The organism is Mesorhizobium sp. LNJC405B00, from assembly GCF_000502615.1.
Taxonomy (GTDB): Bacteria; Pseudomonadota; Alphaproteobacteria; order Rhizobiales; family Rhizobiaceae; genus Mesorhizobium.
The window spans coordinates 198,651-222,984 of the sequence record NZ_AYWC01000002.1; the positions used below are offsets into that span (position 1 = coordinate 198,651).

Annotated in this window: 24 protein-coding genes; 10 read left to right on the top strand and 14 right to left on the bottom strand. The window is 63.0% G+C overall.

The window, feature by feature from the left end:
- Positions 1–101 precede the first annotated feature (101 nt).
- The 3 genes from X756_RS160610 to X756_RS160600 all read right to left on the bottom strand — a co-directional run bounded on the left by X756_RS160610 (position 102) and on the right by X756_RS160600 (position 3,339).
- Complete coding sequence (locus X756_RS160610) at positions 102–1,577, bottom strand: M81 family metallopeptidase (RefSeq protein WP_023728717.1); 1,476 nt, start codon at positions 1,575–1,577, stop codon at positions 102–104.
- 71 nt (positions 1,578–1,648) lie between these two features.
- The gene (locus X756_RS160605) at positions 1,649–2,473 is read right to left on the bottom strand and encodes a carbohydrate ABC transporter permease (RefSeq protein ID WP_023728718.1); all 825 of its coding nucleotides are present in this window, start codon (positions 2,471–2,473) and stop codon (positions 1,649–1,651) included.
- Positions 2,470–3,339, bottom strand: a complete 870-nt coding sequence (locus tag X756_RS160600; RefSeq protein ID WP_023728719.1) for a sugar ABC transporter permease — start codon at positions 3,337–3,339, stop codon at positions 2,470–2,472. The genes X756_RS160605 and X756_RS160600 overlap by 4 nt, the downstream gene beginning before the upstream one ends.
- Before the next feature lie 497 nt (positions 3,340–3,836).
- Between X756_RS160600 and holA the strand changes: the two genes are divergently transcribed.
- Positions 3,837–4,880, top strand: a complete 1,044-nt coding sequence (gene holA / locus X756_RS160590) for a DNA polymerase III subunit delta (protein ID WP_023728721.1) — start codon at positions 3,837–3,839, stop codon at positions 4,878–4,880.
- A gap of 272 nt (positions 4,881–5,152) precedes the next feature.
- Here the strand turns inward: holA and X756_RS160585 are convergent, their stop codons facing one another.
- The 9 genes from X756_RS160585 to hemE form a co-directional block, all read right to left on the bottom strand.
- Complete coding sequence (locus X756_RS160585; RefSeq protein WP_023728722.1) at positions 5,153–6,043, bottom strand: ParB/RepB/Spo0J family partition protein; 891 nt, start codon at positions 6,041–6,043, stop codon at positions 5,153–5,155.
- Positions 6,044–6,104: 61 nt separating this feature from the next.
- Positions 6,105–6,902: a ParA family protein gene (locus X756_RS160580; RefSeq protein ID WP_023672118.1), complete on the bottom strand. Its 798-nt coding sequence runs from the start codon at positions 6,900–6,902 to the stop codon at positions 6,105–6,107.
- Positions 6,903–6,967: 65 nt separating this feature from the next.
- On the bottom strand, positions 6,968–7,600 hold the full coding sequence (gene rsmG, locus X756_RS160575) for a 16S rRNA (guanine(527)-N(7))-methyltransferase RsmG (protein ID WP_023728723.1): 633 nt from the start codon (positions 7,598–7,600) through the stop codon (positions 6,968–6,970).
- Positions 7,597–9,471, bottom strand: a complete 1,875-nt coding sequence (gene mnmG / locus X756_RS160570; RefSeq protein WP_023728724.1) for a tRNA uridine-5-carboxymethylaminomethyl(34) synthesis enzyme MnmG — start codon at positions 9,469–9,471, stop codon at positions 7,597–7,599. Before mnmG ends, rsmG begins: the two co-directional genes overlap by 4 nt.
- 436 nt (positions 9,472–9,907) lie before the next feature.
- Entirely contained in the window at positions 9,908–11,230 is a 1,323-nt protein-coding gene (mnmE, locus tag X756_RS160565; RefSeq protein WP_023728725.1) for a tRNA uridine-5-carboxymethylaminomethyl(34) synthesis GTPase MnmE, read from the bottom strand.
- A 414-nt stretch (positions 11,231–11,644) separates the two neighbouring features.
- Positions 11,645–12,625, bottom strand: a complete 981-nt coding sequence (locus tag X756_RS160560; RefSeq protein ID WP_023728726.1) for an EamA family transporter — start codon at positions 12,623–12,625, stop codon at positions 11,645–11,647.
- 170 nt (positions 12,626–12,795) lie between these two features.
- Entirely contained in the window at positions 12,796–14,061 is a 1,266-nt protein-coding gene (rho, locus tag X756_RS160555; RefSeq protein WP_023672113.1) for a transcription termination factor Rho, read from the bottom strand.
- A gap of 162 nt (positions 14,062–14,223) precedes the next feature.
- Positions 14,224–14,766 carry a protoporphyrinogen oxidase HemJ gene (gene hemJ, locus X756_RS160550; RefSeq protein ID WP_023692917.1) on the bottom strand — a complete coding sequence of 181 codons (543 nt, stop codon included), beginning with the start codon at positions 14,764–14,766 and terminating at the stop codon, positions 14,224–14,226.
- Entirely contained in the window at positions 14,766–15,797 is a 1,032-nt protein-coding gene (gene hemE, locus X756_RS160545; protein WP_023728727.1) for a uroporphyrinogen decarboxylase, read from the bottom strand. Before hemE ends, hemJ begins: the two co-directional genes overlap by 1 nt.
- Before the next feature lie 400 nt (positions 15,798–16,197).
- On the opposite strand from hemE, the gene X756_RS160540 reads away from it, so the two are divergent.
- From X756_RS160540 to dnaQ, 5 genes are all read left to right on the top strand, one after another.
- On the top strand, positions 16,198–17,019 hold the full coding sequence (locus tag X756_RS160540; protein ID WP_023672110.1) for a pyruvate, water dikinase regulatory protein: 822 nt from the start codon (positions 16,198–16,200) through the stop codon (positions 17,017–17,019).
- 58 nt (positions 17,020–17,077) lie between these two features.
- Positions 17,078–17,677: a Maf-like protein gene (locus X756_RS160535; protein ID WP_023698100.1), complete on the top strand. Its 600-nt coding sequence runs from the start codon at positions 17,078–17,080 to the stop codon at positions 17,675–17,677.
- Positions 17,670–18,497 carry a shikimate dehydrogenase gene (locus X756_RS160530; protein ID WP_023698099.1) on the top strand — a complete coding sequence of 276 codons (828 nt, stop codon included), beginning with the start codon at positions 17,670–17,672 and terminating at the stop codon, positions 18,495–18,497. The genes X756_RS160535 and X756_RS160530 overlap by 8 nt, the downstream gene beginning before the upstream one ends.
- A 27-nt stretch (positions 18,498–18,524) precedes the next feature.
- Positions 18,525–19,109, top strand: a complete 585-nt coding sequence (gene coaE / locus X756_RS160525) for a dephospho-CoA kinase (RefSeq protein ID WP_023698098.1) — start codon at positions 18,525–18,527, stop codon at positions 19,107–19,109.
- 125 nt (positions 19,110–19,234) lie between these two features.
- Positions 19,235–19,939, top strand: a complete 705-nt coding sequence (gene dnaQ / locus X756_RS160520) for a DNA polymerase III subunit epsilon (RefSeq protein WP_023728728.1) — start codon at positions 19,235–19,237, stop codon at positions 19,937–19,939.
- A 259-nt stretch (positions 19,940–20,198) separates the two neighbouring features.
- Here the strand turns inward: dnaQ and secB are convergent, their stop codons facing one another.
- Positions 20,199–20,699: a protein-export chaperone SecB gene (gene secB / locus X756_RS160515; RefSeq protein WP_023672105.1), complete on the bottom strand. Its 501-nt coding sequence runs from the start codon at positions 20,697–20,699 to the stop codon at positions 20,199–20,201.
- A 139-nt stretch (positions 20,700–20,838) separates the two neighbouring features.
- Positions 20,839–21,339 carry an FxsA family protein gene (locus X756_RS160510; RefSeq protein ID WP_023698096.1) on the bottom strand — a complete coding sequence of 167 codons (501 nt, stop codon included), beginning with the start codon at positions 21,337–21,339 and terminating at the stop codon, positions 20,839–20,841.
- 196 nt (positions 21,340–21,535) lie between these two features.
- Here X756_RS160510 and X756_RS160505 point away from each other — a divergent pair, with 196 nt between their 5' ends.
- The 4 genes from X756_RS160505 (at position 21,536) to X756_RS160490 (ending at position 24,304) form a co-directional block, all read left to right on the top strand.
- Complete coding sequence (locus X756_RS160505; protein WP_023672103.1) at positions 21,536–22,240, top strand: Tim44/TimA family putative adaptor protein; 705 nt, start codon at positions 21,536–21,538, stop codon at positions 22,238–22,240.
- An 80-nt stretch (positions 22,241–22,320) separates the two neighbouring features.
- A complete protein-coding gene (locus X756_RS160500) occupies positions 22,321–23,421 on the top strand; it encodes a murein transglycosylase A (protein ID WP_023728729.1) in 1,101 nt (366 codons plus the stop codon).
- Positions 23,418–23,936 (top strand): Smr/MutS family protein, encoded by a 519-nt coding sequence (locus X756_RS160495; protein ID WP_023692923.1) that lies wholly within the window; start codon positions 23,418–23,420, stop codon positions 23,934–23,936. The genes X756_RS160500 and X756_RS160495 overlap by 4 nt, the downstream gene beginning before the upstream one ends.
- A complete protein-coding gene (locus tag X756_RS160490; protein WP_023672100.1) occupies positions 23,936–24,304 on the top strand; it encodes a helix-turn-helix transcriptional regulator in 369 nt (122 codons plus the stop codon). Before X756_RS160495 ends, X756_RS160490 begins: the two co-directional genes overlap by 1 nt.
- The last annotated feature ends 30 nt before the right edge of the window (positions 24,305–24,334 follow it).

Below are 24,334 nucleotides of genomic sequence, written 5' to 3' on the forward strand. Positions count from 1 at the left end.
TCCGACTGGGCTCGACCTCCTGCGGCAGATGAAGGTCGGCGCTTCACGCGAGGCGACCCCCTCTGTCGCCTTTGGCGACATCTCCCCCTCAAGTGGGGAGATCAATAGCGCCAAGGGTCCGCCACCCTTGGCCAAACCGGCCGCGTCAGCTTCTTGTAATCCGTCACCGCCGGATTGCTCGGATACGAGCTCGGCGCCGAGACATAGATGATCTCCGCCGCGATCGGTGCGAAGCCGGCGTAGAAATGGTTGGTCGACTTGATCAGCAATATGTCCTTCGACAACGGATCGACACCGATGTTGGAGAAGACATCCGGCTCGAAGGTCTGCGTGCGGTTGGTGTTGAGGATGATGTCGATTTCGGTGCCTTCGAACCGCACCAGCGCCGTCGGTCCGAGCGTCACCCGGCTCGGCCCGAAGCTCTGCCAGCCCTCGGGGACGGCTTTCAACACCTTGACGCGCGCATCGATCGGTTCGCCGGCCAGCGGCCCGGCCTTGCCGCCGAAGCGCAGGTCGATGACGGCGCCTTCGCCTGCCGCCTGGCAAAATGTGACGGCGATCGGGTCCCAGATCGTCGCCACGCCAAAATTGTCCACGCCCTGTTCCAGCATGGCGCGCAGCACGACCGTACCGTCGCCGGCGACGCCACCGCCGGGATTGTCCCAGATGTCGGCAATCACAACCGGCTTGCCGGGATTTTCCTTGCGCACGGCCAGTGCCCGCGCGATGCCGTCCTCGGTGTTCAGCATCGTCATCGCCGTCCTTTCGCGGATGGCGTAAAGCTCGTGCCCTAGCCTCTCCGCCAGCGCATCGCCCTTGGCCTTGTCATTGTCGGTCACGACCAGGATGCGCGTGCCCATTTCCGGCACGTCCGCGGCCATGAAGCCATGGATGACCGAGACCGACAGCACGCCGTCCTTGCCGTGCAGCGCCTTGATGCGGTCGACGAAGGAGCGCATCGGCTCGCGGCTGGTCGGCAGCACCTGGATCATGCGGCAGTCGAACGTCGAGATCACCGGCTTGATCTCGTCGCGCGCCGCCGCCAATCCAAGCTCGACGACATGTTCGCCGCGCTCATAGAAGTCGGTGTGCGGGAATTCGAGGAAATAGGCCATGACATTGCATGCCGCGACGCGCTTTGGGGTCAGATGACTGTGCGGGTCGAGCTCGACCGCGATCACCACGTCGGGCCCGACGATTGCGCGAACCCGTTCCAGCAGATCGCCCTCGCAATCGTCATAGCCTTGCGCCACCATCGCGCCATGCAGGCCGAGGATGACGGCGTCGACCGGCAAAGCTGCCTTCAACTGGCCGAGAATCTCGTCGCGCAACGCCTCATAGGTCTGCCGCTGCACCAGCCCGCCCGGCTCCGCCCAGGTGGCGGTGCCTTCGACGACGGTCAGCCCTTCGGCAGCCGCGCGCCGGCGCAGCGCGACCATCGGCGAGGAGCACAAGGTCGGTGTATCAGGATGCTTGCCCGGCCCGGCATAGAACGCCATCTCGAACGACGCCCGGTCGGTCGGCACCGGCGAGAAGGTGTTGGTTTCGGTCGCCAGCGAGGCGGTGAAGATGCGCATGAAAACTCCGTACGGCTATTTGTTTTTCGCAATTCCGGACGGAAAACCGCTCCACACTTTTCCTGGCATTGCTATTTTACGGCCCCGAGCGCCAGCCCGCGGACGAGATAGCGCTGCAGCCAGATGAACAGAATCGCCACCGGCAGCGTCGCCAGCAGCGTCGCCGCCATTACATGGTGCCATTCGATCGTGTAGCGACCGGCGACCAGCGAGAACACCTGGATCGGCAGCGTGTAACTTTCCTGGCTGCGCAGCATTGTGAGCGCGACGACGAACTCATTCCATGCGTTGATGAAGGTGAAGATGGCGGTGACCGCGATTGCCGGCAGGCAAAGCGGCAGAAACACTTTTCGCAAGGTCAGCCAGCGGCCGGCGCCCTCCACCCACGCTGCTTCCTCGAGATCGCGCGGGATGGTGTCGAAATAACTCTGCAGCATCCACACGGTGAAGGCGACGTTGAAAGCCATGTAGATGACGCCGAGCGCCGTCGTCGATTCGATCAGGCCCCAGGCGGCCATCAGCCGGAACAGGCCAAGCACCAGCACGATCGGCGAGATCATCTGCGAGATCAGCAGGAACTGGCGGAAGGCGCCGTAGCCGGAAAAGCGAAACCGCGACATGGCGTAAGCAGCCGGCACCGAGATCAGGATGGCGCCGACGGTGGCGATAACAGAGACATAGAGCGAATTGGCCAGTGCCTTGCCAAAGCCGGTCGCCGTCCACATGTCGGCAAAATTCGACCAGTGGAATTCGCTTGGCCACCAGGTCGGCGACAGCACCTCCTGCCTTGGCTTGACCGCGGTCAAAAACATCACGGCAAACGGAAAGATCGTCACCACGAGCAGCGGCGAAAGCAGCAGCCAGGCAATGATCGTGCGCTTCAGCTTGGGCGTCATGCGCGTTGCTCCCGCATGGCGAGGCGCACATAGATCATGGTGAAGATCAAAAGGATGGCGAACATCAGCAGCGACACTGCCGATGCTTCCCCCAGTTTGCCGATGCGGAAGGCCAGCTTGTAGAGATGGGTGACCAATATGTCGGTCGAGTTGGCCGGCCCGCCCTGCGTCATCACCCAGATGATCGGGAAGGAATTGAAGACGTAGATGGTGTTGAGCACGATGGCGATGTTGATGAACGGCTTCAGCAGCGGAAAGGTGATCTCGCGAAACTGCTGCAGCGGCGTCGCCCCTTCCAGGGCCGCCGCCTCGTAGAGGTCGTCGGGGATCGACGACAGGCCGCCGAGGAAGATGGTCGTGGTGAACGGTACCGTCACCAATATGCCGATGAGCACCTGCATCGGGAATGCCGTCTCGGCGCGCGCCAGCCACTGGATGTTTTCATGGATCAGGCCAAGCCCGATCAGCGCCGAGTTCAGCATCCCGCTTTCGCCGTTGAGCGCCCAGCGCCAGACCACCGCCGTCATCGTCAGCGACACCGCCCAGGGCAGCATGATGATGACGCGGGCAATGCCGCGGCCGTGGAAATCGGTGTTGAGGATCATCGCCACGGGGACGGACAACAGCAGCGCGCCGCCGACCACCAGCACGGTCCACAGGCCGGTGCGCCAGAGTGCCGCCAGGAAATCGGGATCGGCGAGGAAGGCGGAATAATTGGCGAAATCGTTGAAGTCCCGCAGCTGCCCAAAACGGCTGACATCATGCGTCGATATCTGGATCAGGTCCCAGACCGGCCAGAAGATGACGACTGCGGCCAGAAACAGGCTGGGCAAGGTCAATAAATAGGGCAGGTAACGATTTTGCATCGGCCGGATTCGTACCGTGTTGGACATAAGTGGCGCTGGCGCGCCAGCTCGGATCAATCTCGCATATCGGTCTAAGGCAGCGCTTCAGGGTTTGAATCTCCTGCGGACGTTTGCGCTGCCCCTCACCTGCCTGCCCATCCTCCGCAACGGTTGCGGAAGGGAGCCCTTCCTCTCCCCCGTCGATCGGGGGAGAGGTGTCGAGCGAAGCTCGACGGAGTGGGGGTCGACCGTTCACCAAAGCAATGCGNGGTGTCGAGCGAAGCTCGACGGAGTGGGGGTCGACGGAGTGGATGTCGACCCTTGGGGCGCAAGGCGAGGTGATGTTTGCCCCTATTGCCCTTCCTATGTCCATCGCGGCGGTTGCCAGGTGGTTCCCCCACTCCGTCTCGGCTTCGCCGAGCCACCTCTCCCCCCTCCGGAGGGAGAGGAAGGGCAATAGGGTCTCGAACTCTCTGGAGAACGTTCACTCCGCCCTCTCCCCATGCTAACCACCGCTAATGGCGCAGAAAAAAGGATACGAAGTCGATTCGTGGCTGGCGAAGCCGGAAGCGCGCATATCGATCGTCCTGCTTTACGGACCCGACCGCGGCTTGGTCGCCGAGCGGGCCAAAACCTTTGCCGCGAAAACTGGCCTGCCGCTCGACGATCCGTTTTCCGTCGTACGGCTCGACGGCGCGGAGGTCGATCGCGACCAGGGCCGGCTGCTCGACGAAGCCCGGACCGTGCCGATGTTCTCCGACCGGCGGCTTCTGTGGGTGCGCAACGCCAGCGGCCAGAAGCCGCTGGCTGAGGACGTCAAGGCGCTGACCGCGGAGCCCGCGCGCGACGCGATCATTCTCATCGAGGCCGGCGACCTGAAAAAAGGCGTCGGGCTGCGCGCCGTGGTCGAGGCGGCCGACAACGCCATGGCGCTGCCTTGTTATGCCGATGAAGCGCGCGACATCGACAGCGTCATCGACGACGAGTTGCGCAAGGCCGGCATGTCAATGGCGCTCGATGCGCGCCAGGCGCTGCGCCGCAATCTCGGCGGCGACCGGCTGGCCTCGCGCGGTGAAATCGAAAAGCTGGTGCTTTACGCCCACGGCCAGAAGGACATTGGCCTCGATGACGTCAGGGCGATGTCCGGCGACGTTTCCGGCGCCTCCTTCGACGACGCGGTCGATGCTGTGCTGGAAGGCAAGATCGGTGACTTCGACACCGCCTTCACCCGCCACTGCCTGTCCGGCGGCCATCCTTTCCTGGTACTGTCCTCGGCGATGCGGCAGCTGCAGCAGCTTCAGGTCATGCGCGGCCAGATGGACACCGCCGGCCGCAACGCCGCCTCGGCAGTGGCCGGCGCCCGTCCGCCGGTGTTTTTCTCGCGGCGCAAGCTGGTGGAGAAGGCGCTGGAGCGCTGGAACGTCGAGGCGCTCAGCCGCGCGCTGAACCGGCTGCAATCGGCCGTGCTGCAGACCAGGCGCAGGCCGGATTTGTCGGAAGCGCTGGCGCGGCAGGCGCTGCTCGGCATTGCGGTGGAGAGCGCGAGGCTGGCGCAGCGGTGATCTCCCCCCTTGAGGGGGAGATGTCGCCAAAGGCGACAGAGGGGGTCGCGGCGCGTGGAGCGCTGGCGCCTTTCGCAACGACGAACGAGGTCGGCGCTTGATGGGAGACGACCCTTCTGGCCTGCCGGCCATCTCCCCCTCAAGGGGGGAGATCAGCAGTTCGATCCCTTCGGCAATCCCCAATAAAAAGAAGGGCCGGCAACCGCCAAGCCCTTTCTTCATCCTAAGCCAGAACTTCATTCGCCGGCTAAATATGGCGCAACCCCAACCCTCTACCGCTCATCCTTCAACCGCCGGCATAGCTCGTCGAGCTGCTCCAGACTGCGGTAGTCCACGCGGATCGCGCCGCCTTTGCCCTTGTGCTCGATGGTCACGATCATGCCGATCGTGTTGGTCATCAGCCTTTCCAGCGCCAGCGTGTCGGCATCCTTGCCCGATGCGCCGTGTGCCGGGTTTGCCTTGGGCGGCGTGCCGCCCGCCGGCATTTGCGCCAGCGCCTCGGCCTGGCGCACCGAAAGCCCGTCTTCGACGATCTGCTTGGCTAGCCCGGCGGGATCCTGCGCCGTCACTAGCGTCCGGGCATGGCCGGCCGACAGCGCGCCGTCGACCAGCATGTCGCGGATCACGTCGGGCAGCTTCAGCAGCCGCAGCGTGTTGGCGACGTGGCTCCGGCTCTTGCCGATGACATTGCCGAGGTCGGCCTGTGTGTAGCCGTGGTCGTCGATCAACTGCTGGTAGCCGAGCGCCTCCTCGACCGGGTTGAGGTCGGTGCGCTGGACGTTTTCTATGATCGCCAGTTCGAGCGCTGTGCGGTCGTTGACGTCGCGCACGATGATCGGGATCTCGGTCAGCCCGGCTCGCTGCGCCGCCCGCCAGCGGCGCTCGCCGGCGATGATCTCGTAGCGCCCGGCCTGCGTGGGCGAAGGCCGCGCCACCACCGGCTGCACCACGCCATGCTCGCGGATCGACTGCGCGAGATCGGTGAGGTCGGCGTCGCCAAAGTGCCGGCGCGGGTTTTTCGGGTTCGGGCTCAGGAACTCGATTGGCACCTTGCCGTCGGCATTCAGGCCTGGCTTTTCGGCCGCTGCCACCGGGCGGTCGATCTCCCCGATCAGCGCCGCTAGTCCACGCCCCAGTCTCTTTCTCGAAAGGTCTTCGCTCATCTCAATTCCAGATTCTTGATCGTTTCGGCGCCGGATCGGCTTGGTTTATCGACTTGCCTAATCATGCCGCGCGCAATTTTCGCTCGCGGCGGATCACTTCGGATGCCAGTTGCAGATAGGCTTGGCTGCCGGAGCATTTCAGGTCGTAGAGAATCGCCGGCTTGCCATAGGACGGCGCCTCGGACACTCGCACATTCCTAGGAATGATGGTCTCGTAGACCTTGTCGCCCATGTGTGCCCGCACGTCCTGCACCACCTGGTTGGCGAGGTTGTTGCGGCCGTCATACATGGTCAGCACGATGCCCTGGATGATCAGGTCCGGATTGATCGAACGGCGCACCTGCTCCACCGTTTCCAGGAGTTGGCTTAGCCCTTCCAGCGCGAAGAACTCGCACTGCAGCGGCACAAGAACAGAATCGGCTGCCGCCATTGAATTCAAAGTCAAAAGGTTGAGCGAGGGCGGGCAGTCGATCAGCACATAGCCGAACGGCGCACCGCGCTCGGTGGCGGCGCGCAGCGCGTTGCGCAGCTTAAGCACGCGATCCGGCGCCGAGGCGATTTCCATCTCGATGCCGAGCAGATCGAGCGTCGACGGCACGATCGACAGGCCGGGCACCGCCGTTGGAATGGCGGCCTCTTCCAGGCCCAGTTCGCCGGTCAGCACATCGTAGGAGGAGACGGTGCGGTCCTTGCGGTCGATACCGAGACCCGTCGAGGCATTGCCTTGCGGGTCGAGATCGACGATCAGCACCTTTTCGCCGATCGCGGCCAGCGCCGTGGCCAGATTGATGGCGGTGGTTGTCTTGCCGACGCCGCCCTTCTGGTTGGCGACGGTGATGATGCGAGGTCCGGTTTTCATGGGTCTGTGCCAGGTATTCATGTGGGCCAGGTATTCATTGCGTCGCCAAGGTTGCGAAGGAGAGCTTACGCAGTCTGCAGATCGGTCACTTCGAGGATGACGCCATGGGCGTCGGTAATGCTCGGATGTTCTACCAGATCGAAAGCCCAGCGGTGAGTGCTTTCTTCCACCTCGGAGCGGTAATCCCGGCCTTTGTGGAACAGCGCCCGCGATCCCTTGGTCAGCCACGGCGCCGACAGATCGAGCAGCGCCGGCAGCGCGGCCAGCGCCCGCGCCGTGATGATTTCCGGTTCGGAAACAAGCGCATAGCTGTCGTCGATGCGCCGGGCGACGACCCGTGCCGGCAAACCGAACTGGCCAATGACCGCCTGTAAAAACGATGCTTTCTTGCGGTTGCTCTCGACCAGATAGATCGACGCGCCATCGCGTTCGACCAGCAGGAAGGCCATTACCAGGCCCGGAAAACCGCCGCCCGAACCGAGATCGGCCCAGCGTTTGGCCTGCGGTGCGATTCGCGCCAGCTGCGCGCTGTCAAGAATATGGCGGCCCCAGACATCGTCCAGCGTCGACGGCGCGGCAAGATTGATGCTGCGGTTCCATTTCAGGAACAACTGTTCGAACGTCACCAGGCGATCGAATGTTTCACGTGAAACCGGTCCCGCGGCCTCTTGCAGGCTCGCCCATGAGGCAGCGCTCACGCAACGGCCCTTTGGGCGGCCGATTCGGCGTTGCGGACGTGCGCGACGATGATGGCCAGCGCCGCCGGCGTCATGCCTTCCATACGCTGCGCGTCAGCGATCGACCGGGGCTGACGCGTTAGCATCTTCTGCTTCAGCTCATTGGACAGGCCAGGAACATCGGCGAAATCCACCGACGCCGGGATCAGCCGGCTTTCCTCGCGGCGGATCTGTCCGACATCCGCCTGCTGGCGATCAAGATAAACCGAATATTTCGCTTCCGTTTCGAGCCGCTCAGCGGTTATGACGTCGATTGCGCCAAAGGCCGGCGCAACACGGGCCAGCCAGGATATATCGACGCCGGGATGAGCGAGCAATTCATAAGCGGAGCGGCGCACGCCGTCCCTGTTGATCTCCAGCCCATGCCGCGCCGCTTCGTTGGGCGTCATCGTCGTCGCAACTGCAAGTTCGCGCGCCCTATCAAGATCCTGTGTGACTTGATTGAACCGCTGCGTCCGCTCCGGCGACACGATACCAAGCCGATTTGCCAGAGGCGTAAGCCTTTCATCGGCATTGTCGGCGCGCAGCGATAGGCGAAACTCCGCCCGCGAAGTGAACATGCGGTAGGGCTCGGCAATGCCGCGGCTGGTGAGGTCGTCGACCATCACACCGATATAGGCTTCGGTGCGGCTGAGCACGATTTGGTCGTCGGCCGCCGCCTTGCGCGCGGCGTTGAGCCCGGCGAGCAGGCCCTGCGCTCCGGCTTCTTCATAACCGGTGGTGCCGTTGATCTGACCGGCTAGGAAAAGCCCCGCAATACGTTTGGCCTCAAGCGTCGGCTCCAACTCGCGCGGATCAACATGGTCGTATTCGATGGCGTAGCCGGGCTGCAGCATGGTCGCCCGCTCTAGCCCGGGTATAGTTTTGAGAATGTCGAGTTGCACATCCTCGGGCAGGGAGGTCGAAATGCCATTGGGGTAGACCGTGTCGTCGTCCAGCCCTTCCGGCTCGAGGAAAATCTGGTGGCCTTCGCGATCGCCGAACTTGACGATCTTGTCTTCGATCGACGGGCAATAGCGTGGTCCGACCCCCTCTATCGAGCCGGAATACATGGCGGAGCGGCCGAGATTGGCGCGGATCAGCTCGTGCGTCGCCGGTGTCGTACGCGTGATGCCGCAATGGATTTGCGGATTCTTGATTGTGTCGGTGAGCAGCGAGAACGGCACTGGATGTTCGTCGGCCGCCTGGCTTTCCAGCGACGGCCAGTCGATGGTGCGGCCATCGAGCCGCGGCGGCGTGCCGGTCTTCAGCCGTCCAAGCGCGAAACCGGCGCGGCTCATCGTCGCCGACAGGCCAAGGCTCGCTTGCTCGTTCATCCGCCCGGCGACAATCTTCCTGTCGCCAATGTGGATGAGGCCGCGAAGGAAGGTGCCGGTGGTCAGCACCACGGCGCCGCACGCCAACCGGCGCCCGTCGGCCAGGAGCACAGCGGCGATGCGTCCATCCACGATGTCGAAGTCCAGTACCTCGCCTTCGACGACGTCGAGACCGTTCTGTTGCCGAATCGCTTCCTGCATGGCCAGCCGATACAGCTTGCGGTCGGCCTGCGTACGCGGCCCGCGCACGGCAGGGCCTTTGCGGCGATTGAGCAGGCGGAATTGGATGCCGGCAGCATCGGCGATGCGGCCCATCAGCCCGTCCATGGCGTCGATCTCACGCACCAGATGGCCCTTCCCGAGGCCGCCGATCGCCGGATTGCAGGACATGACACCGATCGTGTCGAAGCGCAGCGTGACCAGCGCGGTCATGGCGCCGGCGCGCGCGGCAGCGCTCGCAGCCTCGCACCCGGCATGGCCACCGCCCACCACAACCACATCATAGTGATCGATCATTGTCCCTTCCAGATTCAGAGATTTCCCGACACATGTCCCCACGAGAGGACGCTGTCAAGGATTGCAGGTTAATTCGTTCACGGGGAACGGAGTGCTGAAAGCCGCAGAGGTGTTTCACGTGAGTCAGGGAAGCGGGGACAATTACCTCGGCTGGCGCTGCCCCTCATCTGCCTGCCGGCATCTTCTCCCGGTGAACGGGGAGAAGGGTAGAGCTCAAGCGCTGGCGCGCTCCGGTGTTGGCGAAATCCCGGATAGCAGTATCTTTCTCCCCGTCACTGCACTTGAGAAATGCCCGGGAGGACAATGAGGGGCGGGGCCGGCCTTCGGCACTTGCCGTTTTTGCCAAACTCCTCATTTCACGTGAAACACGCACTTGGGCCGCCCCCTGTGTTTCACGTGAGTCACTCACACAGCGCGCCCCCCTGTTTCACGTGAGTCACTTCCCAATGCAAAACTGCGAAAAGATTACGTCCAGCAGGTCCTCGACATCCACCGCGCCGACAATCCGGCCGAGCCGGTCCGCCGCAAGACGCAGCTCCTCCGCCCGCAGCTCCTGGCCGCGCTCTTGCCCCGACAAAGCCGAGATCAGAAAGCGCCTGGTCTCATTGAGCAGCTCCACATGCCGCAACCGCGACGGCAGGATGTCACCGGCATCGCCGATAGCAGCCGCGGCGCGCCTGCCGATCTCGGCCAGGAGTTCAGCCAACCCAGTGCCGTCCACCGTCGAGATCAACGCATCATACGCCTCCAATCGCGGCGAACCTTTCAAGAGATCGACCTTGGTGCCGATTCTCAAAGCCGGGGCCTCGACAGGCATGTTGCCGATCGCACTCGGGTCCGCCAGATCTTCCAGCAACAGCACCAGGTCAGCCGTGTGCGCCTTGGCCCGCGCCTTTTCGATACCGATCGCTTCGATCTTGCCGGGCGCCTCGCGCAGGCCCGCGGTGTCGGTTACCCTGACCCGCACTCCGTGGACATCCAGCACCACTTCGAGCAAGTCCCGCGTCGTGCCGGGCTCGTCGGTAACAATCGCCGCCTCACGCCTGGCCAGCGCGTTGAACAGGCTGGATTTTCCGGCGTTCGGTGCACCGAGGATGACAACCTCAAACCCGTCACGGATGATCTCGGCGGCATGGAAGCCATCGACATGCCGGCCGATCTCGCCCACCATTGCGCGCACATCGGACCAGACCGTGTCCGAAACCGAACCGGGCACGTCGTCTTCGTCGGCGAAGTCGATTTCCGCCTCGATCATCGCCCGTGCATGGATCAGCCGACGGCGCCAGCCAAGATAGAGTTCGCTTTGCACTCCTTCGGCATTCTGCACGGCAAAGCGCCGCTGCGCTTCGGTTTCGGCGTTGACCAGATCGGCCAACGCCTCCGTCTCGACCAGATCCAGCTTGCCGTTGAGAAGAGCCCGGCGCGTAAATTCACCAGGTTCCGCATGACGCACGCCGTCAAACCCGGCAATGATCTCCAGCATCTTGCCGGCCACGGCGCGGCCGCCATGGACTTGGAACTCGGCGACATCCTCGCCGGTAAAACTGTTCGGCCCCGGAAAAAACAGCACCAGGCCGTTGTCGATAAGCGACCCGTCCACCGTTCGGAGCTTGCGCAGGGTTGCAACCCGGTCCTTGACCTTACCACCGGCAACCGTTTCGACGACGAATCGAGTCTTCGGTCCGGAAATGCGGATGACAGCGATGCCGGCGGGCAGGCGCCCGCTGGAAAGCGCAACGATCGAATCGCCTGAAATCATTTGCCCTTCTCACCGGTCGCCTAGCTGTCCGGTCGACAATCCCACAGTGCCGCGGCCGTCATGAACCGGCTGTTCGTCAATATCAAGGTCGATCGCGGGAGCGGCCGGACATTACCAAATCTGTATAGCCGCCTTGTCATCCATGTGCGAGCAGTCGGGTCCTAATCCCGACGCCAAGCAGTTCTGGGCGGGCCAGCAAGCCCTACGGCAGGCCGGTATCGTTAATGCCTGTTCCTGGCCCGGAACCGTGAAGCTGGAGCCCATCTCCCCATGAGGCAAGCCTCGTTCCGGTTGCGAATCGGAATCCCGACCCGCGTCACGCCGATCGTCTCCGCGATCGGAACGGATGCGAATCGACTTAACATTGGCCAGTGGCATCCGGCCGCAGACCGGCAGACCGGAGCTATGTACCGGCTATCCTGCCCGTGGGGCCGGATCCGTAGGAACCGAGCCGCTGTTGCGACCCCGGCAACCCGTGTTTCCGTCCAAGGCCGAAGGAAGCCGCGTCACATCAATGGATGGCGGCCGCGGCGCGAACAGCAAATCCTTGGCCGCGACCACCGCTCCGACCGTGATCAGGATGCAAGCAACAGCCACCGACCAGTGAAACATACCAAAGCCTGCCAGCAGAAGCACGATGACCGAGAAGAGGGGCGCCGCGTAGGAGAGGGCGCCGAGGATCATGATGTCGCCGTGCTTGCAGCCATAGTCCCAGGCGTAAAAGCCGGCGCCTAGCGGTATTACGCCCAAGATGACGATGGCGCTCCACTGCGTCGCCGTCTGTGGCCAGACGGTAGCCTCAAGCGTCAGGTGCAGCACCAAGGCGACCGCAGCCGTGATGAAGCAGTAGCCGGCGACGACATCGGTCGGCACCTTGCCAAAGCGGCGCGATAAAACCGAATAGCCGGCCCAGATGAAAGCGCAGAACAGCGCGATGACATGCCCCTTCATCACACCATTGGCCAGTCCGATCGTGCCGCCCTTGGTGATCACCACAATGGCGCCGGCAAGGCCGAGCACGACGCCGGCGATGTGATGGGCCCTAAGCTTTTCTCCAGGCAGGAAGGCGGCAAAGACGACGATCAGCAACGGCCAGAGATAGGCGATCAGGCTGACCTCGACCGGCGGCGCCGACTGGATGGCGAAGAAATAGGCGCAGTGATAGATGCACAGCCCCGCTGTGCCGAGCGCCCAGACCTGCCACGGCTGGCGCAGCGACTTGGTCGCCGCCGGACGGACAAGCCAGCTCGACGCGCCGGCCAACCCGCCAAGCAGAAACGTCATCGCCGCCAGCTGAAAGGGCGGAATCGGTCCAGCCGCAGTCGAAAGCAGCGCCAGGAACGACCATGTCAGAATGGCCGAGAAGCCGATCAGGGTCGGGATTGTTTTCTTCATGCGGCCTCCGATCTTCGAGACGGGATTACTCGCATGACGACGGCGATGGAAATTGCCGCCCAAGGCCACGCCCTGTCGGAAATGCGACCTGTTTGCCCCCGCAATGAAAAACCCCGTCCCGGTTTCCCGGAACGGGGTTTCATGCATGACCGATGATCCGGTGAAACTGCTTACGTGTTCATCGAATCGAAGAAATCGGCGTTGGTCTTGGTCTGCTTCAGCTTGTCGATCAGGAACTCGATCGCATCCGTGGTTCCCATCGGCGCCAGGATGCGGCGCAGGACGAAGATCTTCTGCAGATCCTGCTTGGAGACCAGCAGGTCTTCCTTGCGGGTGCCGGACTTCAAAATGTCCATGGCCGGGTAGATGCGCTTGTCGGCGACCTTGCGGTCGAGCTGGATTTCGCAGTTGCCGGTGCCCTTGAACTCTTCGAAGATGACTTCGTCCATGCGGCTGCCGGTGTCGATCAGCGCGGTGGCGATGATCGTCAGCGAGCCGCCTTCCTCGATGTTGCGGGCCGCGCCGAAGAAGCGCTTTGGCCGCTGCAGCGCGTTGGCGTCGACACCGCCGGTCAGCACCTTGCCGGAGGACGGCACAACGGTGTTGTAGGCACGGCCGAGGCGGGTGATCGAATCGAGCAGAATAACGACGTCGCGGCCATGCTCGACCAGGCGCTTGGCCTTTTCGATGACCATTTCGGCGACCTGGACGTGGCGCACCGCCGGTTCGTCAAAGGTCGAGGACACGACCTCGCCCTTCACCGAACGCTGCATGTCGGTCACTTCTTCTGGCCGTTCGTCGATCAGAAGTACGATCAGATAGCATTCCGGATGATTGGCCGTGATCGAGTGGGCGATATTCTGCATCAGCACCGTTTTACCGGTACGCGGCTGCGCGTTGATGAGCGCGCGCTGTCCCTTGCCGATCGGCGCCACCAGGTCGATCACCCGCGACGAGATGTCCTTGCCGGTCGGATTGTCGATCTCCATCTTCAGCCGCTTGGTCGGATAGAGCGGCGTCAGATTGTCGAAATGGATCTTGTGACGGATCTTTTCGGGATCGTCGAAATTGATCGTGTTGACCTTGAGAAGGGCGAAATAGCGCTCGCCCTCTTTTGGGCTGCGGATCGGCCCTTCGACGGTATCGCCGGTCTTCAAGGAGAAGCGGCGGATCTGCGAGGGCGAGATGTAGATATCGTCGGGACCCGGCAGATAATTGGCATTGGCTGAGCGCAGGAAGCCGAAACCGTCCTGCAACAACTCGACCACACCATCGCCGATGATCTCGACGTCCTGGGCGGCCAGTTTCTTCAGGATGGCAAACATCAGTTCCTGCTTGCGCATGACGCTGGCGTTTTCCACTTCGAGCGATTCGGCATAGGCGATCAGCTCTGGCGGCTTCTTGTTCTTGAACTCTGCGAGTTTCATTTCTTGCATAGACGGACTCTGAATCTGCTTTGGGGAAAATATATCGGCTGGATGCGATAAATGCCGGGCGCGGCCGAAAGCATCAAGGGCGGCGCATGACGGGAAGGAAGACCCGTCTTTTATCGTCGGTCGGGGGAAAGAGCAAGCTGCGTTTTGTCGACCGAAATGGGCCTAGAACGGCTTGACGACAACCAGGATGACGATGGCGATCATCAGCAATGTGGGGATCTCGTTGACGATTCGCCAGTGCCGCGCCGGTTTTTCATTGCGGTCCTCGGCGAATTTCCTGACAGCACCGGCCAGATAGCCATGCACACCCGACAGCAACAGCACCAAGCCCATCTTGGCGTGCAGCCAGCCGCCGTGAAAGCCAAACACTTTCCAGGCAAGCCAAAGCCCGAACACCCAGGTGACAATCATCGCCGGATTGATGATGCCGCGCAGCAGACGCCGCTCCATCACCTTGAAGGTCTCCGACTGGACGGACCCCTTCTCTGCGTCGGCGTGGTAGACCAGCAATCGCGGCAGATAGAGCATGCCGGCCATCCAGGAGATGACGGCCAGGATATGGATTGCCTTCGCCCAGGGATAGAAACCCTCAGGCGCAAAGAAAAACAAAAGTGCGGTGAGAACAACCAGCACTCCGATGCCGATGGTCATGCGCATCATCGCCCCACGAGTGCTGTTGCCGCCCGTATTATCCGATTGAGCCATCAGCGTGTCGCGCTCCGCACCTGCTTCACCATCGCCTCGACATGCGCCACCGGCGTCTCCGGCGTAATGCCATGGCCGAGATTGAAGATCAGCGGTCCGTCGCCCAGCGCCTTGAGGATCGCATCGACGCCGTCCGACAGGGCTTTGCCGCCAGCCACAAGCCGCAAGGGATCGAGATTGCCCTGGACCGCACCTGAATGCTGCAGTTCGTTCGCAGCCGACAGGGGCACGGTCCAGTCGATCCCCAGCCCCGTCACCCCGGTCTTCTCACGATAGGTCTCGTAGCGGGCGCCGGCGCCCTTGGGAAAGCCTATGATCGGAACATCGCGATGAACCGCACGAACTTGCCTGACGATCTCCGCCACCGGTTGCACGCAGAACTGCTCGAAAGACGCATCATCAAGCACGCCGGACCAGGAATCGAAAATCTGCACCACGTCGGCACCGGCTTCGATCTGGCGGATCAAATAGGCCGCGGAGTGATCGGCGAGCACTTTCAGGAGATGCTTGAAGGCCGTCGGTTCGCGATAGGCAAACAGCCGCGCCGGCGCCTGGTCGGGTGTGCCGTGGCCGGCGATCACGTAGGTCGCCACCGTCCACGGCGCGCCGCAGAAGCCGATCAGCGTGGTCTCGTCAGGCAATCTTGCCCGCAGCCGGCGAACCGTCTCGTAGACCGGTTCGAGATTCACGTGAAACGTTTCGCCGTTGAGAGCCGAAATCTCAGCTGCAGTGATTGGCGTCAGCAGCGGCCCGCGGCCCTCCTCGAAGCGGACATCGCGCCCCAGCGCATGCGGCACGACCAGAATGTCCGAGAACAGGATCGAGGCATCGAAGCCAAAGCGCTCGATCGGCTGCAGCGTCACCTCAACGGCCAGATCAGGATTGTAGCAAAGATCGAGGAAGGACCCGGCGCGCTTTCTGGTCTCGCGGTACTCCGGCAGATAGCGCCCGGCCTGGCGCATCATCCAGAGCGGCGGCGGAAACACTGCCTCGCCTCTCAGCACGTCCAGCACGATGCGGTTCTCGGGCATTGAGCGCTCTCTTCCCTGCCTTCTCTATAATTAAATAGTCTATTTCTAGAATCTTCTGATTCTAAGAGTCTGTTGGTATCGGTGGTTGTCACCTGTCCCGCTTTGCCCTGGAAAAGGCCAGCCAGCATTTTGTCGCGTGTTTCTTCCGCGGGATTGGGAAAGAGTGTGGATGACCAGGATTCCATCACTGGAGTCAATGGTTTGGCGTAGCAGCTGAAAAACCGCCTCTGTGGATGAAGCGCTGGCAAAAACGCCCGTCCCCAGATTTGTCCCCAGCCGCACCGTGGAGCTGACAGCGCATCGAATTGTGGACAACTGGCCTTCTGATACAGTCGCCTCCAGCCGGTCGCCTTTGCGGTCCCTATTTATCCACACAAGCCCACAGCCTGAGGCGCCCCCTGTGAACAAACCCCAGAGCTTCTTTCATCTGCACCTGATTTCCGACGCCACCGGCGAGACGCTGCTGGCGGCCGGCCGAGCCGCCTCGGCGCAATATAAGGATGCGCGAGCCATCGAGCATATCTATCCGCTCATCCGCACCGAAAAGCAGGTGGCGAAAGTCTTCGAGGACATAGAGGAGGAACCGGGCATCATCCTCTACACCGTCGTCGACCAGAAGCTGGCGCGCGGCATTGACGAGCGCTGCGCCACCATGGGGCTGCCCTGTGTTTCGGTGCTGGAGCCGGTCCTCACCGTCTTCCAGTCCTATCTTGGCACGCCGGCCGGCCGCCGCGTCGGCGCCCAGCATGTGCTCGACGCCGATTATTTCCACCGTATCGACGCACTCAATTTCACCATGGAGCATGATGACGGCCAGCTGCCGCTCAATATGGACGACGCGGATGTGGTGCTGATCGGCATTTCCAGGACATCGAAGACGCCGACCAGCATCTATCTCGCAAACCGCGGCATCAAGACCGCCAACATCCCGATCGTGCTCGGCGTGCCGGTGCCCGAAAGCCTGGTCGCTGCCACCAAGCCGCTGATCGTCGGGCTGATCGCCACCGCCGAACGCATCTCGCATGTCCGGCAGAACCGCGTGCTCGGCAACAGCAGCACCTACGAAGCGACCGATTATGTCGACCGTGCCTCGATCGCCGAAGAGCTCGCCTATGCCCGCCAGATCTGCACCCGCCACAATTGGCCGATGATAGACGTCAGCCGCCGCTCGATCGAAGAGACCGCGGCAGCCATTGTTGCCCTGCGGGGGAAGAATAGATGATGGGATGGCAACGCGACCTCCTGCCCCAATCAACCACTATCGACCAGGCCCAGAACCCATGACCGAAAAAATCATCCTCGCCTCCGGCAGCCCGTTCCGCAAAGCAATGCTCATCAATGCCGGGCTCGGCATCGAAGCGGTGCCTGCCGATGTCGACGAGCGTGCGCTCGAGGCGCCGTTGCAGGACAGCGGTGTGTCGCCGGAAGATGTCGCCCTGATACTCGCCGAAGCCAAGGCGACCGAGGTCAGCGAACGCAGATCGGGCGCCTTGGTGCTCGGCTGCGACCAGACTTTGTCACTGGGAGATGAAGTGTTCCACAAGCCGGCCGACATGGAAGGCGCCCGCCGCCATCTGTTGGCGCTGTCAGGCAAGACGCATCAGCTGAACAGCGCCGCCGTGCTCTGCCGTAACGGCAAGGTGCTGTGGCGCCATGTCGGCATCGCCAGCCTTACCATGCGCAAGCTCGATCCGGCCTTCGTCGGCCGGCACCTGGCCCGCGTCGGCGCCAAGGCGTTGTCGAGCGTCGGCGCCTACCAGATCGAGGGCGAAGGCATCCAGCTGTTCGAAAAGATCGAAGGCGATTATTTCACCATTGTCGGCCTGCCGCTGTTACCGGTGCTGGCGGAATTGCGTGCGCTCGGAGCCATCGATGGTTGAGAAAAAAGCTTTCGTCACCGGCCATCCGATCGCGCATTCGCGCTCGCCGAAGATCCACGGCTATTGGCTGAACACATACGGCATCGACGGCAGCTATTATGCGATCGATGTCGCGCCGGCCGATTTTCCCGAGTTCCTCTCGTCGCTCGAGGCCAATGGCTATCAGGGCGGCAACGTCACCATTCCACACAAGGAAGTCGCCTTCGCCCGGGTCGAGCGCCGCGACGAAGCGGCGGAGATGATCGGCGCGGTCAACATGCTGTGGCTGGACGACGGCGTGCTGTGGGGCGGCAATTCGGACTGGATCGGCTTTGCCGGCAATCTCGACGAGCATGCCCCGGGCTGGGAGAGAAACGCTCCGGCCGTGGTGCTCGGCGCCGGCGGCGCGTCGCGCGCGGTCATCCACGCGCTTAAAGTGCGCGGCATCAACGATATCCGCATCGTAAACCGCACACTGGCGCGGGCGCAGGAACTCGCCGACCGCTTCGGGGCCGGCGTCTCGGCGCATGGCGCGGTCGGCGACTTGCTTGGCGATGCCGGCTTGCTGATCAACACGACGGCACTTGGCATGCATGGCGATGCGACGCTGGCCGCCGATCCGGCCGGCCTGCCAGCTCACGCCATTGTCGCAGACATCGTCTATGTGCCGCTGGAAACACCGCTGCTTGCCGCTGCCCGCGCGAGAAATTTGAAGACGGTCGACGGGCTCGGCATGCTGTTGCACCAGGCTGTGCCCGGTTTCGAACGCTGGTTCGGCAAGATGCCGCAGGTCACGCCTGAGTTGCGACAGATGATCGTCGCCGACATCCTCGCCAAATGATGGGTCGCAAATGATGGGCGCCAAATGATGACCGTGCTCGGCCTCACCGGATCGATCGGCATGGGCAAGTCGACGACGGCGAAAATGTTCGTCGACGCCGGCGTGCCGGTGCATGACTCCGACGAGACCGTGCATCGCCTCTATGCCGGCAAGGCAGCACCTCTCGTCGAGGCGGCCTTTCCCGGCACCGTGATTGCCGGTTCGGTCGACCGCACCGAGTTGGCGCGCCGCGTGCTCGGCAACGCTGCTGCGCTGAAGACATTGGAGGCGATCGTCCATCCGCTGGTGCGGGCCGATGCCGATGCCTTTCTGGCAAGGCACCGCGCCGCCGGCGCGCCGCTCGTCGTGCTCGACATTCCGCTGCTGTTCGAAACCGGCGGCCGCAACCGTGTCGACAAGGTCGTCGTCGTCACCGCGCCGGCCGATATCCAGCGCGCCCGCGTGCTGGCGCGTCCTGACATGAGTGAGGAAAAGCTGGCGGCAATCCTGGCCAAGCAGGTGCCCGACGCCGAAAAGCGCCGGCAGGCCGATTTCGTCATCGACACCGGTGAAGGCATGGACGCCGCCCGCACCGCGGTCGGCGCGATCATTGCCGAGCTCTCAGGACGCTGAGCTCGCCTGCTAACTCCTGGGGGATAAGTCGCGCCCATCAGGCCCCTGACGGCAGGCTGTCGGCATTACCCATTGCCATTTTGTTCCGCTCCATGATTCTACTCCTCCAGGAGTAGGTTGATTCTATGCGTGAGATCATTTTCGATACCGAAACCACCGGACTCGACATGCGCGACGACCGCATCATCGAGCTTGGCGGCGTCGAGCTGGTGAACCGCTTCCCGACCGGCCGCACCTTCCACAAATTCATCAATCCGCAGGGGCGCGCCGTCCATGTCGAGGCGCAAGCCGTGCACGGCATCAGCGCCGCCGACCTCGTCGGCAAGCCGACCTTTGCCGAAATCGCCGAGGAATGGCTCGCCTTCACCGACGGCGCCAAGCTCGTCGCCCACAATGCCAATTTCGACATCGGCTTCCTCAACACGGAATTCGGGCGGCTCGGCCAGCCGGCCATAGACACCGGGCGCGTCGTCGACACGCTGGCGCTGGCGCGGCGCAAGCACCCTATGGGACCCAATTCGCTCGACGCGCTCTGCCGCCGCTACGGCATCGACAACGGCCACCGCACCAAGCACGGCGCGCTGCTCGATTCCGAGCTCCTGGCCGAAGTCTACATCGAACTCATCGGCGGAAAGCAGGCCGCACTTGTCCTCGACGCGGTCGTGGTGCAGCTCAACAGCAATGGCGACGTTGCCGACATCGACATCTCGATCGCCGTCAGGCCAATCGCCCTGCCGCCGCGCCTGACTGAAGGCGAGCGAGCGGCGCATGCGGGGCTGGTGGCGACGCTGGGCGAAAAGGCGCTGTGGCTGAAGGTGGCGGCGGGGTGAACGGATCGCGGAGGTAGCGTTCCGTCACTCCCCTCTCTGGCCTGCCGGCCATCTCCCCCTCAAGGGGGGAGATCAGCAGCTTCGCCGCTCCAGCCCATTCCTGCAACGTCTAAATTTGGCGAAGGTCGCGATGACGGCCAATCTCCCCCTAAGGGGGAGATGCCTGGCAAGGCAGAGGGCGTGCTGTCCCGCCAGCATCTCAGTATATAAAAGCCCGGCACGAAGCCGGGCTTTCAACTCATGCGCGTGACGCTTGCCTTCAGCTCACCTTGACCTTCGATGCCGCCTGGTCCTCGGCCAGCTTCTGCTGGAACATCTGTGCAAAATCGATCGGGTCGAGCATCAACGGCGGGAAGCCGCCATTGCGGGTGGCTTCGGCGATGATCTGGCGGGCGAACGGGAACAAAAGCCGCGGGCATTCGATGAACAGGATCGGCAGCATGTGCTCCTGCGGGAAGCCGGCGATGGCGAAGACGCCGCCATAGACCAGTTCGACATTGAACAGCACTTCCTGGTCGAAGGACGCCTTGGCGTTCAAGGTCAGATTGACGTCGAACTGCTTGTCGGAGAGCGGGTTGGCATTGACATTGACGTTGATCGCAATGCCTGGGGCCTTGTCGCGGCCGCGCAGCGAGTTCGGCGCGCCGGGGCTTTCGAAGGACAGGTCCTTCACATACTGGGCAAGCACGTTGAGCGACGGCTGCGCCGTTTCGCCGTTGCCGTTGGCGGCGCCGACCGGCGCGTCATCTTTGCTGGCCATGAGCCTTGTTCCTTTTGCCTGGACAGCAGCGCTGACCGAATTGAAATCGGGCGTTGGCTAGCATGGTCGGCAAGACAAGACAAGGTTTGCCGCCTTCAGGCCGAAAGGGGTCAATAGTCAGTCGTTGGCAAGGTGACGTTCAGTCGTCCTTCAGGCGGCGCCACGGCGAGTTATGGTCGGGACCGCGCTTGAAATCGTCCTCGCGCGAATAGTCGCGGTCGTCGAGGTCGATGACCTTGTCGCGCGACCTGCCGCGAAAACCGCCGGCGGTGAAATCGGTCGCGACGACGATGCGGCCCTTGAGCTTGCGCCAGGCAAGGTCGCGCACCGGCGGCAGGAACAGCAGCAGGCCGATAATATCGGTAATGAAGCCAGGGATGATCAACAGGATCGCGGCGACCACGATCATGGCGCCATGCGCGAGCTGGCGGCTGGGGTCGCCGCCGCCGGCCATCTCGGCGCGGACCCGCGCCATGACGCCAAAACCCTGGTGCCGGAGCAGAAGCACGCCGGCAATGCTTGAAGCCAACACCAGGCCGACCGTGGCGAGCGCCCCGACCTCGCGGCCGACAATGACGAAACCGGCGATTTCCAGCAGCGGCAGCGCAAGCAGGAACAGAGGAAGGAAGGAAATGCGCAAGTCTTGACCGATCGTTTCCATGTTTGCCGGGCGGCGCATAATCGCCGCTGGCACTGAGGCCGTTAGATAGGTATGCCTGCCTTTGATTTGAATGATTGCGCCATGCGTTCTATATGCTTTGCATGTTTAACGCCATGCGACCGCCGCCCGATTGGCTGGCGGTCCCGGCCAGGTCAGGGATTGATTGGCGAAAGATATGGGATTCTTCGACTTCGGCACCATTTTCTTTCTGATTGCGGCGGTGGTGATCTTTTTCCAGCTGCGCAACGTGCTTGGCCGCCGCACGGGCAGCGAGCGCCCGCCCTTCGATCCGTACACGGCCAGCCGCACCGAGAAGGACGCGACCCAGAAGCCCGAAAATGTGGTTTCGCTGCCACGCAAGCGCATGCCGGGCGAGACGGCTGCCGAGACCTACGCGGCCATCGATGCCTTCGCCAAGCCCGACACCGACCTCAACAAGGGCCTGCGCGCGATCAAGGATAATGATCCCTCCTTCGACCCCAAAGTCTTCGTCGACGGCGCCAAGATGGCCTACGAGATGATTGTCATGGCCTATGCCGATGGCGACCGAAAAACGCTGAAGAACCTGTTGTCGCGCGAGGTTTTTGACGGCTTCGTTGCCGCGATTGGCGACCGCGAGGCGAAAGCCGAAAAGATCCAGTCCTCCTTCGTCGGCATCGACAAGGCCGACATCGTCTCGGCCGAGATGAAGGGCGGCGAGGCCCACATCACGCTGCGCATCGTGAGCGAACTGATTTCGGCGACCCGCGACAAGGCGGGTGCCGTCATCGATGGCGATCCCGAGACGGTGGCCGAGGTCAAGGATGTCTGGACCTTCGCCCGCGACACACGCTCGCGCGATCCGAACTGGAAGCTGGTCGCCACCGAGGAAGAAGACTGAGCCTATGCATGTCGCCCGGTGCGGGCAGCCTTTTTTGGGATAGCGACATGCAGGCAAACATCGGCAGTGGCGAGGCTGAGGTGTCGCTCTCGCCGCTTTTCGTGGAAAAGTCTTTCGATGATCTTCCCGGTTGGAATTCCGATGACCATCTGCCCGCTTTCGAAGCCTTCCGCCGTTCGGCCTTTCATGTCCTGAACAAGCCCTACCGCACCGGTTCGTTGGGCGTCCGGTTCAACGCGTTTGCCGGCGCCTATGACGAGGCGCGCACCGTTTCGCCGGCGAATCGGTCGGCGGCCAAGGCTTTTTTCGAGCGCCATTTCGCCCCGGTCCAGATTCGATCCGAAAACCTCGGCCTGGTCACCGGCTTCTACGAGCCCGAGGCCGAGGCCTCACCAGTGCGCACAGATGAATTCACGGTGCCGCTGCTGGCGCGGCCTTCCGATCTCGTCGACATCGATGATGCCAACCGTCCTCGAGGGATGGACGACTATCTCGCCTTCGCCCGCGACACGCCGCAGGACCTGGTGGAGTATTTCGACCGCAGTGAGATCGAGAGAGGCGCGCTGGCCGGCCAAGGCCTGGAAATCGCCTGGCTTGCCGACAAGGTCGACGTCTTCTTCATCCATGTGCAAGGTGCGGCCAGGCTGAAGATGACCGACGGCCGGCTTTGCCGCGTCACCTACGCCGCCAAATCCGGCCAACGTTTCAGCGGTCCGGGGAAGATTCTCGCCGAACTCGGCGAAATCCGACTGGAAAAAGTGACGATGCAGTCTATCCGCGCCTGGTTCAGGGCGCATCCGGATCGCGTCGACGAGATCCTCTGGCAGAACCGCTCCTACATCTTCTTTCGCGAAGCCGATGTCGACGATGCCGCACTCGGTCCTATCGCCGCCGCCAAGGTGCCGTTGACGCCCGGCCGCTCGCTCGCCGTCGACCGGCTGCTGCATACGTTCGGCACGCCCTTCTACATCGACGCTCCGTCGCTGACCGCCTTCGATGGAAAACCGTTCCGGCGGCTGATGATTGCGCAGGACACCGGTTCGGCCATCACCGGGCCGGCGCGGGGCGATCTGTTCGCCGGCTCCGGCGATGCGGCCGGCGAGATCGCCGGCGTCGTTCGCAATGCGGCCGATTTCTATGCCTTGGTTCCACGCGCTCTCGTTTCGGAATCGAATCGATGAACAAGCGCCCCGATAAACTCAATGAAGACGACCGGGTGCTGTGGAACCTGGTGGCGCGCACCGCCCGACCGTTGAAGGGCCGGACTGCGGTCGAGATTCCCGACATTGTCGTCGACCCCAAGCCGGCACAGACGCCGGTCGCTGTCGGTCCGGTCCTCGCCGCCAAGCCGAAGGCGCAGCATGTATCGCACGCGCTGGACGAGCCGACATTGGACAAGCTGAAGAAGGGCCGGCTGCCGATCGAAGGCCGCGTCGATCTGCATGGCATGACCCAGGACGAGGCCTATTCGCTGCTGTTTTCGTTCCTGCACCGGGCCCATGCCGGCGGGGTCCGCTATGTCCTAGTCATTACGGGAAAAGGGTCGTCGTCGGGCGGCGACGGCGTCTTGCGGCGCGCCGTGCCTGCCTGGTTGTCGACGCCTGCCTTCCGGCCGCTGGTCTCCAGCCACGATCACGCCGCCCGCAACCACGGCGGTTCGGGCGCGCTCTACGTTCGGCTCAGGCGAACCCGCTGATGACGCCGTTCGGCGAAAAACTGCGGGCGCTTCGAGCCGAGCGCGGCTTGCGCCAGAAGGACATGGCGCAGGCGATCGGAGTCAGCGCCGCCTATCTGTCGGCGCTGGAACATGGCCGCCGCGGCGCGCCGACCTGGACGCTGATCCAGAAGATCATCGGCTATTTCAACGTCATCTGGGACGATGCCGAAGAGCTGGCGCGTCTGGCCGAGGCCTCACATCCGCGGGTGAGACTCGATACGTCCGGCCTCAGTCCTGCTGCCACCGAGTTGGCCAATCTGTTGGCCGAAAACATCGAGAAGCTGGACGAAGCCGAGCTTGCCCGCATCACCGGCTCGATCCGGGCGGCACTGGAGCGGCGTAAGTAGGGCGGCGCCAAGGCCACGAATGCTCATCAA

Bases quoted from the DNA above. Each gene is read 5' to 3' on its own strand.
- X756_RS160610 (WP_023728717.1), bottom strand. From the start codon at position 1,577: ATGCGCATCTTCACCGCCTCGCTGGCGACCGAAACCAACACCTTCTCG.
- X756_RS160605 (WP_023728718.1), bottom strand. From the start codon at position 2,473: ATGACGCCCAAGCTGAAGCGCACGATCATTGCCTGGCTGCTGCTTTCG.
- X756_RS160600 (WP_023728719.1), bottom strand. From the start codon at position 3,339: ATGCAAAATCGTTACCTGCCCTATTTATTGACCTTGCCCAGCCTGTTT.
- holA (WP_023728721.1), top strand. From the start codon at position 3,837: ATGGCGCAGAAAAAAGGATACGAAGTCGATTCGTGGCTGGCGAAGCCG.
- X756_RS160585 (WP_023728722.1), bottom strand. From the start codon at position 6,043: ATGAGCGAAGACCTTTCGAGAAAGAGACTGGGGCGTGGACTAGCGGCG.
- X756_RS160580 (WP_023672118.1), bottom strand. From the start codon at position 6,902: ATGAAAACCGGACCTCGCATCATCACCGTCGCCAACCAGAAGGGCGGC.
- mnmG (WP_023728724.1), bottom strand. From the start codon at position 9,471: ATGATCGATCACTATGATGTGGTTGTGGTGGGCGGTGGCCATGCCGGG.
- mnmE (WP_023728725.1), bottom strand. From the start codon at position 11,230: ATGATTTCAGGCGATTCGATCGTTGCGCTTTCCAGCGGGCGCCTGCCC.
- X756_RS160560 (WP_023728726.1), bottom strand. From the start codon at position 12,625: ATGAAGAAAACAATCCCGACCCTGATCGGCTTCTCGGCCATTCTGACA.
- rho (WP_023672113.1), bottom strand. From the start codon at position 14,061: ATGCAAGAAATGAAACTCGCAGAGTTCAAGAACAAGAAGCCGCCAGAG.
- hemJ (WP_023692917.1), bottom strand. From the start codon at position 14,766: ATGGCTCAATCGGATAATACGGGCGGCAACAGCACTCGTGGGGCGATG.
- hemE (WP_023728727.1), bottom strand. From the start codon at position 15,797: ATGCCCGAGAACCGCATCGTGCTGGACGTGCTGAGAGGCGAGGCAGTG.
- X756_RS160535 (WP_023698100.1), top strand. From the start codon at position 17,078: ATGACCGAAAAAATCATCCTCGCCTCCGGCAGCCCGTTCCGCAAAGCA.
- X756_RS160530 (WP_023698099.1), top strand. From the start codon at position 17,670: ATGGTTGAGAAAAAAGCTTTCGTCACCGGCCATCCGATCGCGCATTCG.
- coaE (WP_023698098.1), top strand. From the start codon at position 18,525: ATGACCGTGCTCGGCCTCACCGGATCGATCGGCATGGGCAAGTCGACG.
- dnaQ (WP_023728728.1), top strand. From the start codon at position 19,235: ATGCGTGAGATCATTTTCGATACCGAAACCACCGGACTCGACATGCGC.
- secB (WP_023672105.1), bottom strand. From the start codon at position 20,699: ATGGCCAGCAAAGATGACGCGCCGGTCGGCGCCGCCAACGGCAACGGC.
- X756_RS160505 (WP_023672103.1), top strand. From the start codon at position 21,536: ATGGGATTCTTCGACTTCGGCACCATTTTCTTTCTGATTGCGGCGGTG.
- X756_RS160495 (WP_023692923.1), top strand. From the start codon at position 23,418: ATGAACAAGCGCCCCGATAAACTCAATGAAGACGACCGGGTGCTGTGG.
- X756_RS160490 (WP_023672100.1), top strand. From the start codon at position 23,936: ATGACGCCGTTCGGCGAAAAACTGCGGGCGCTTCGAGCCGAGCGCGGC.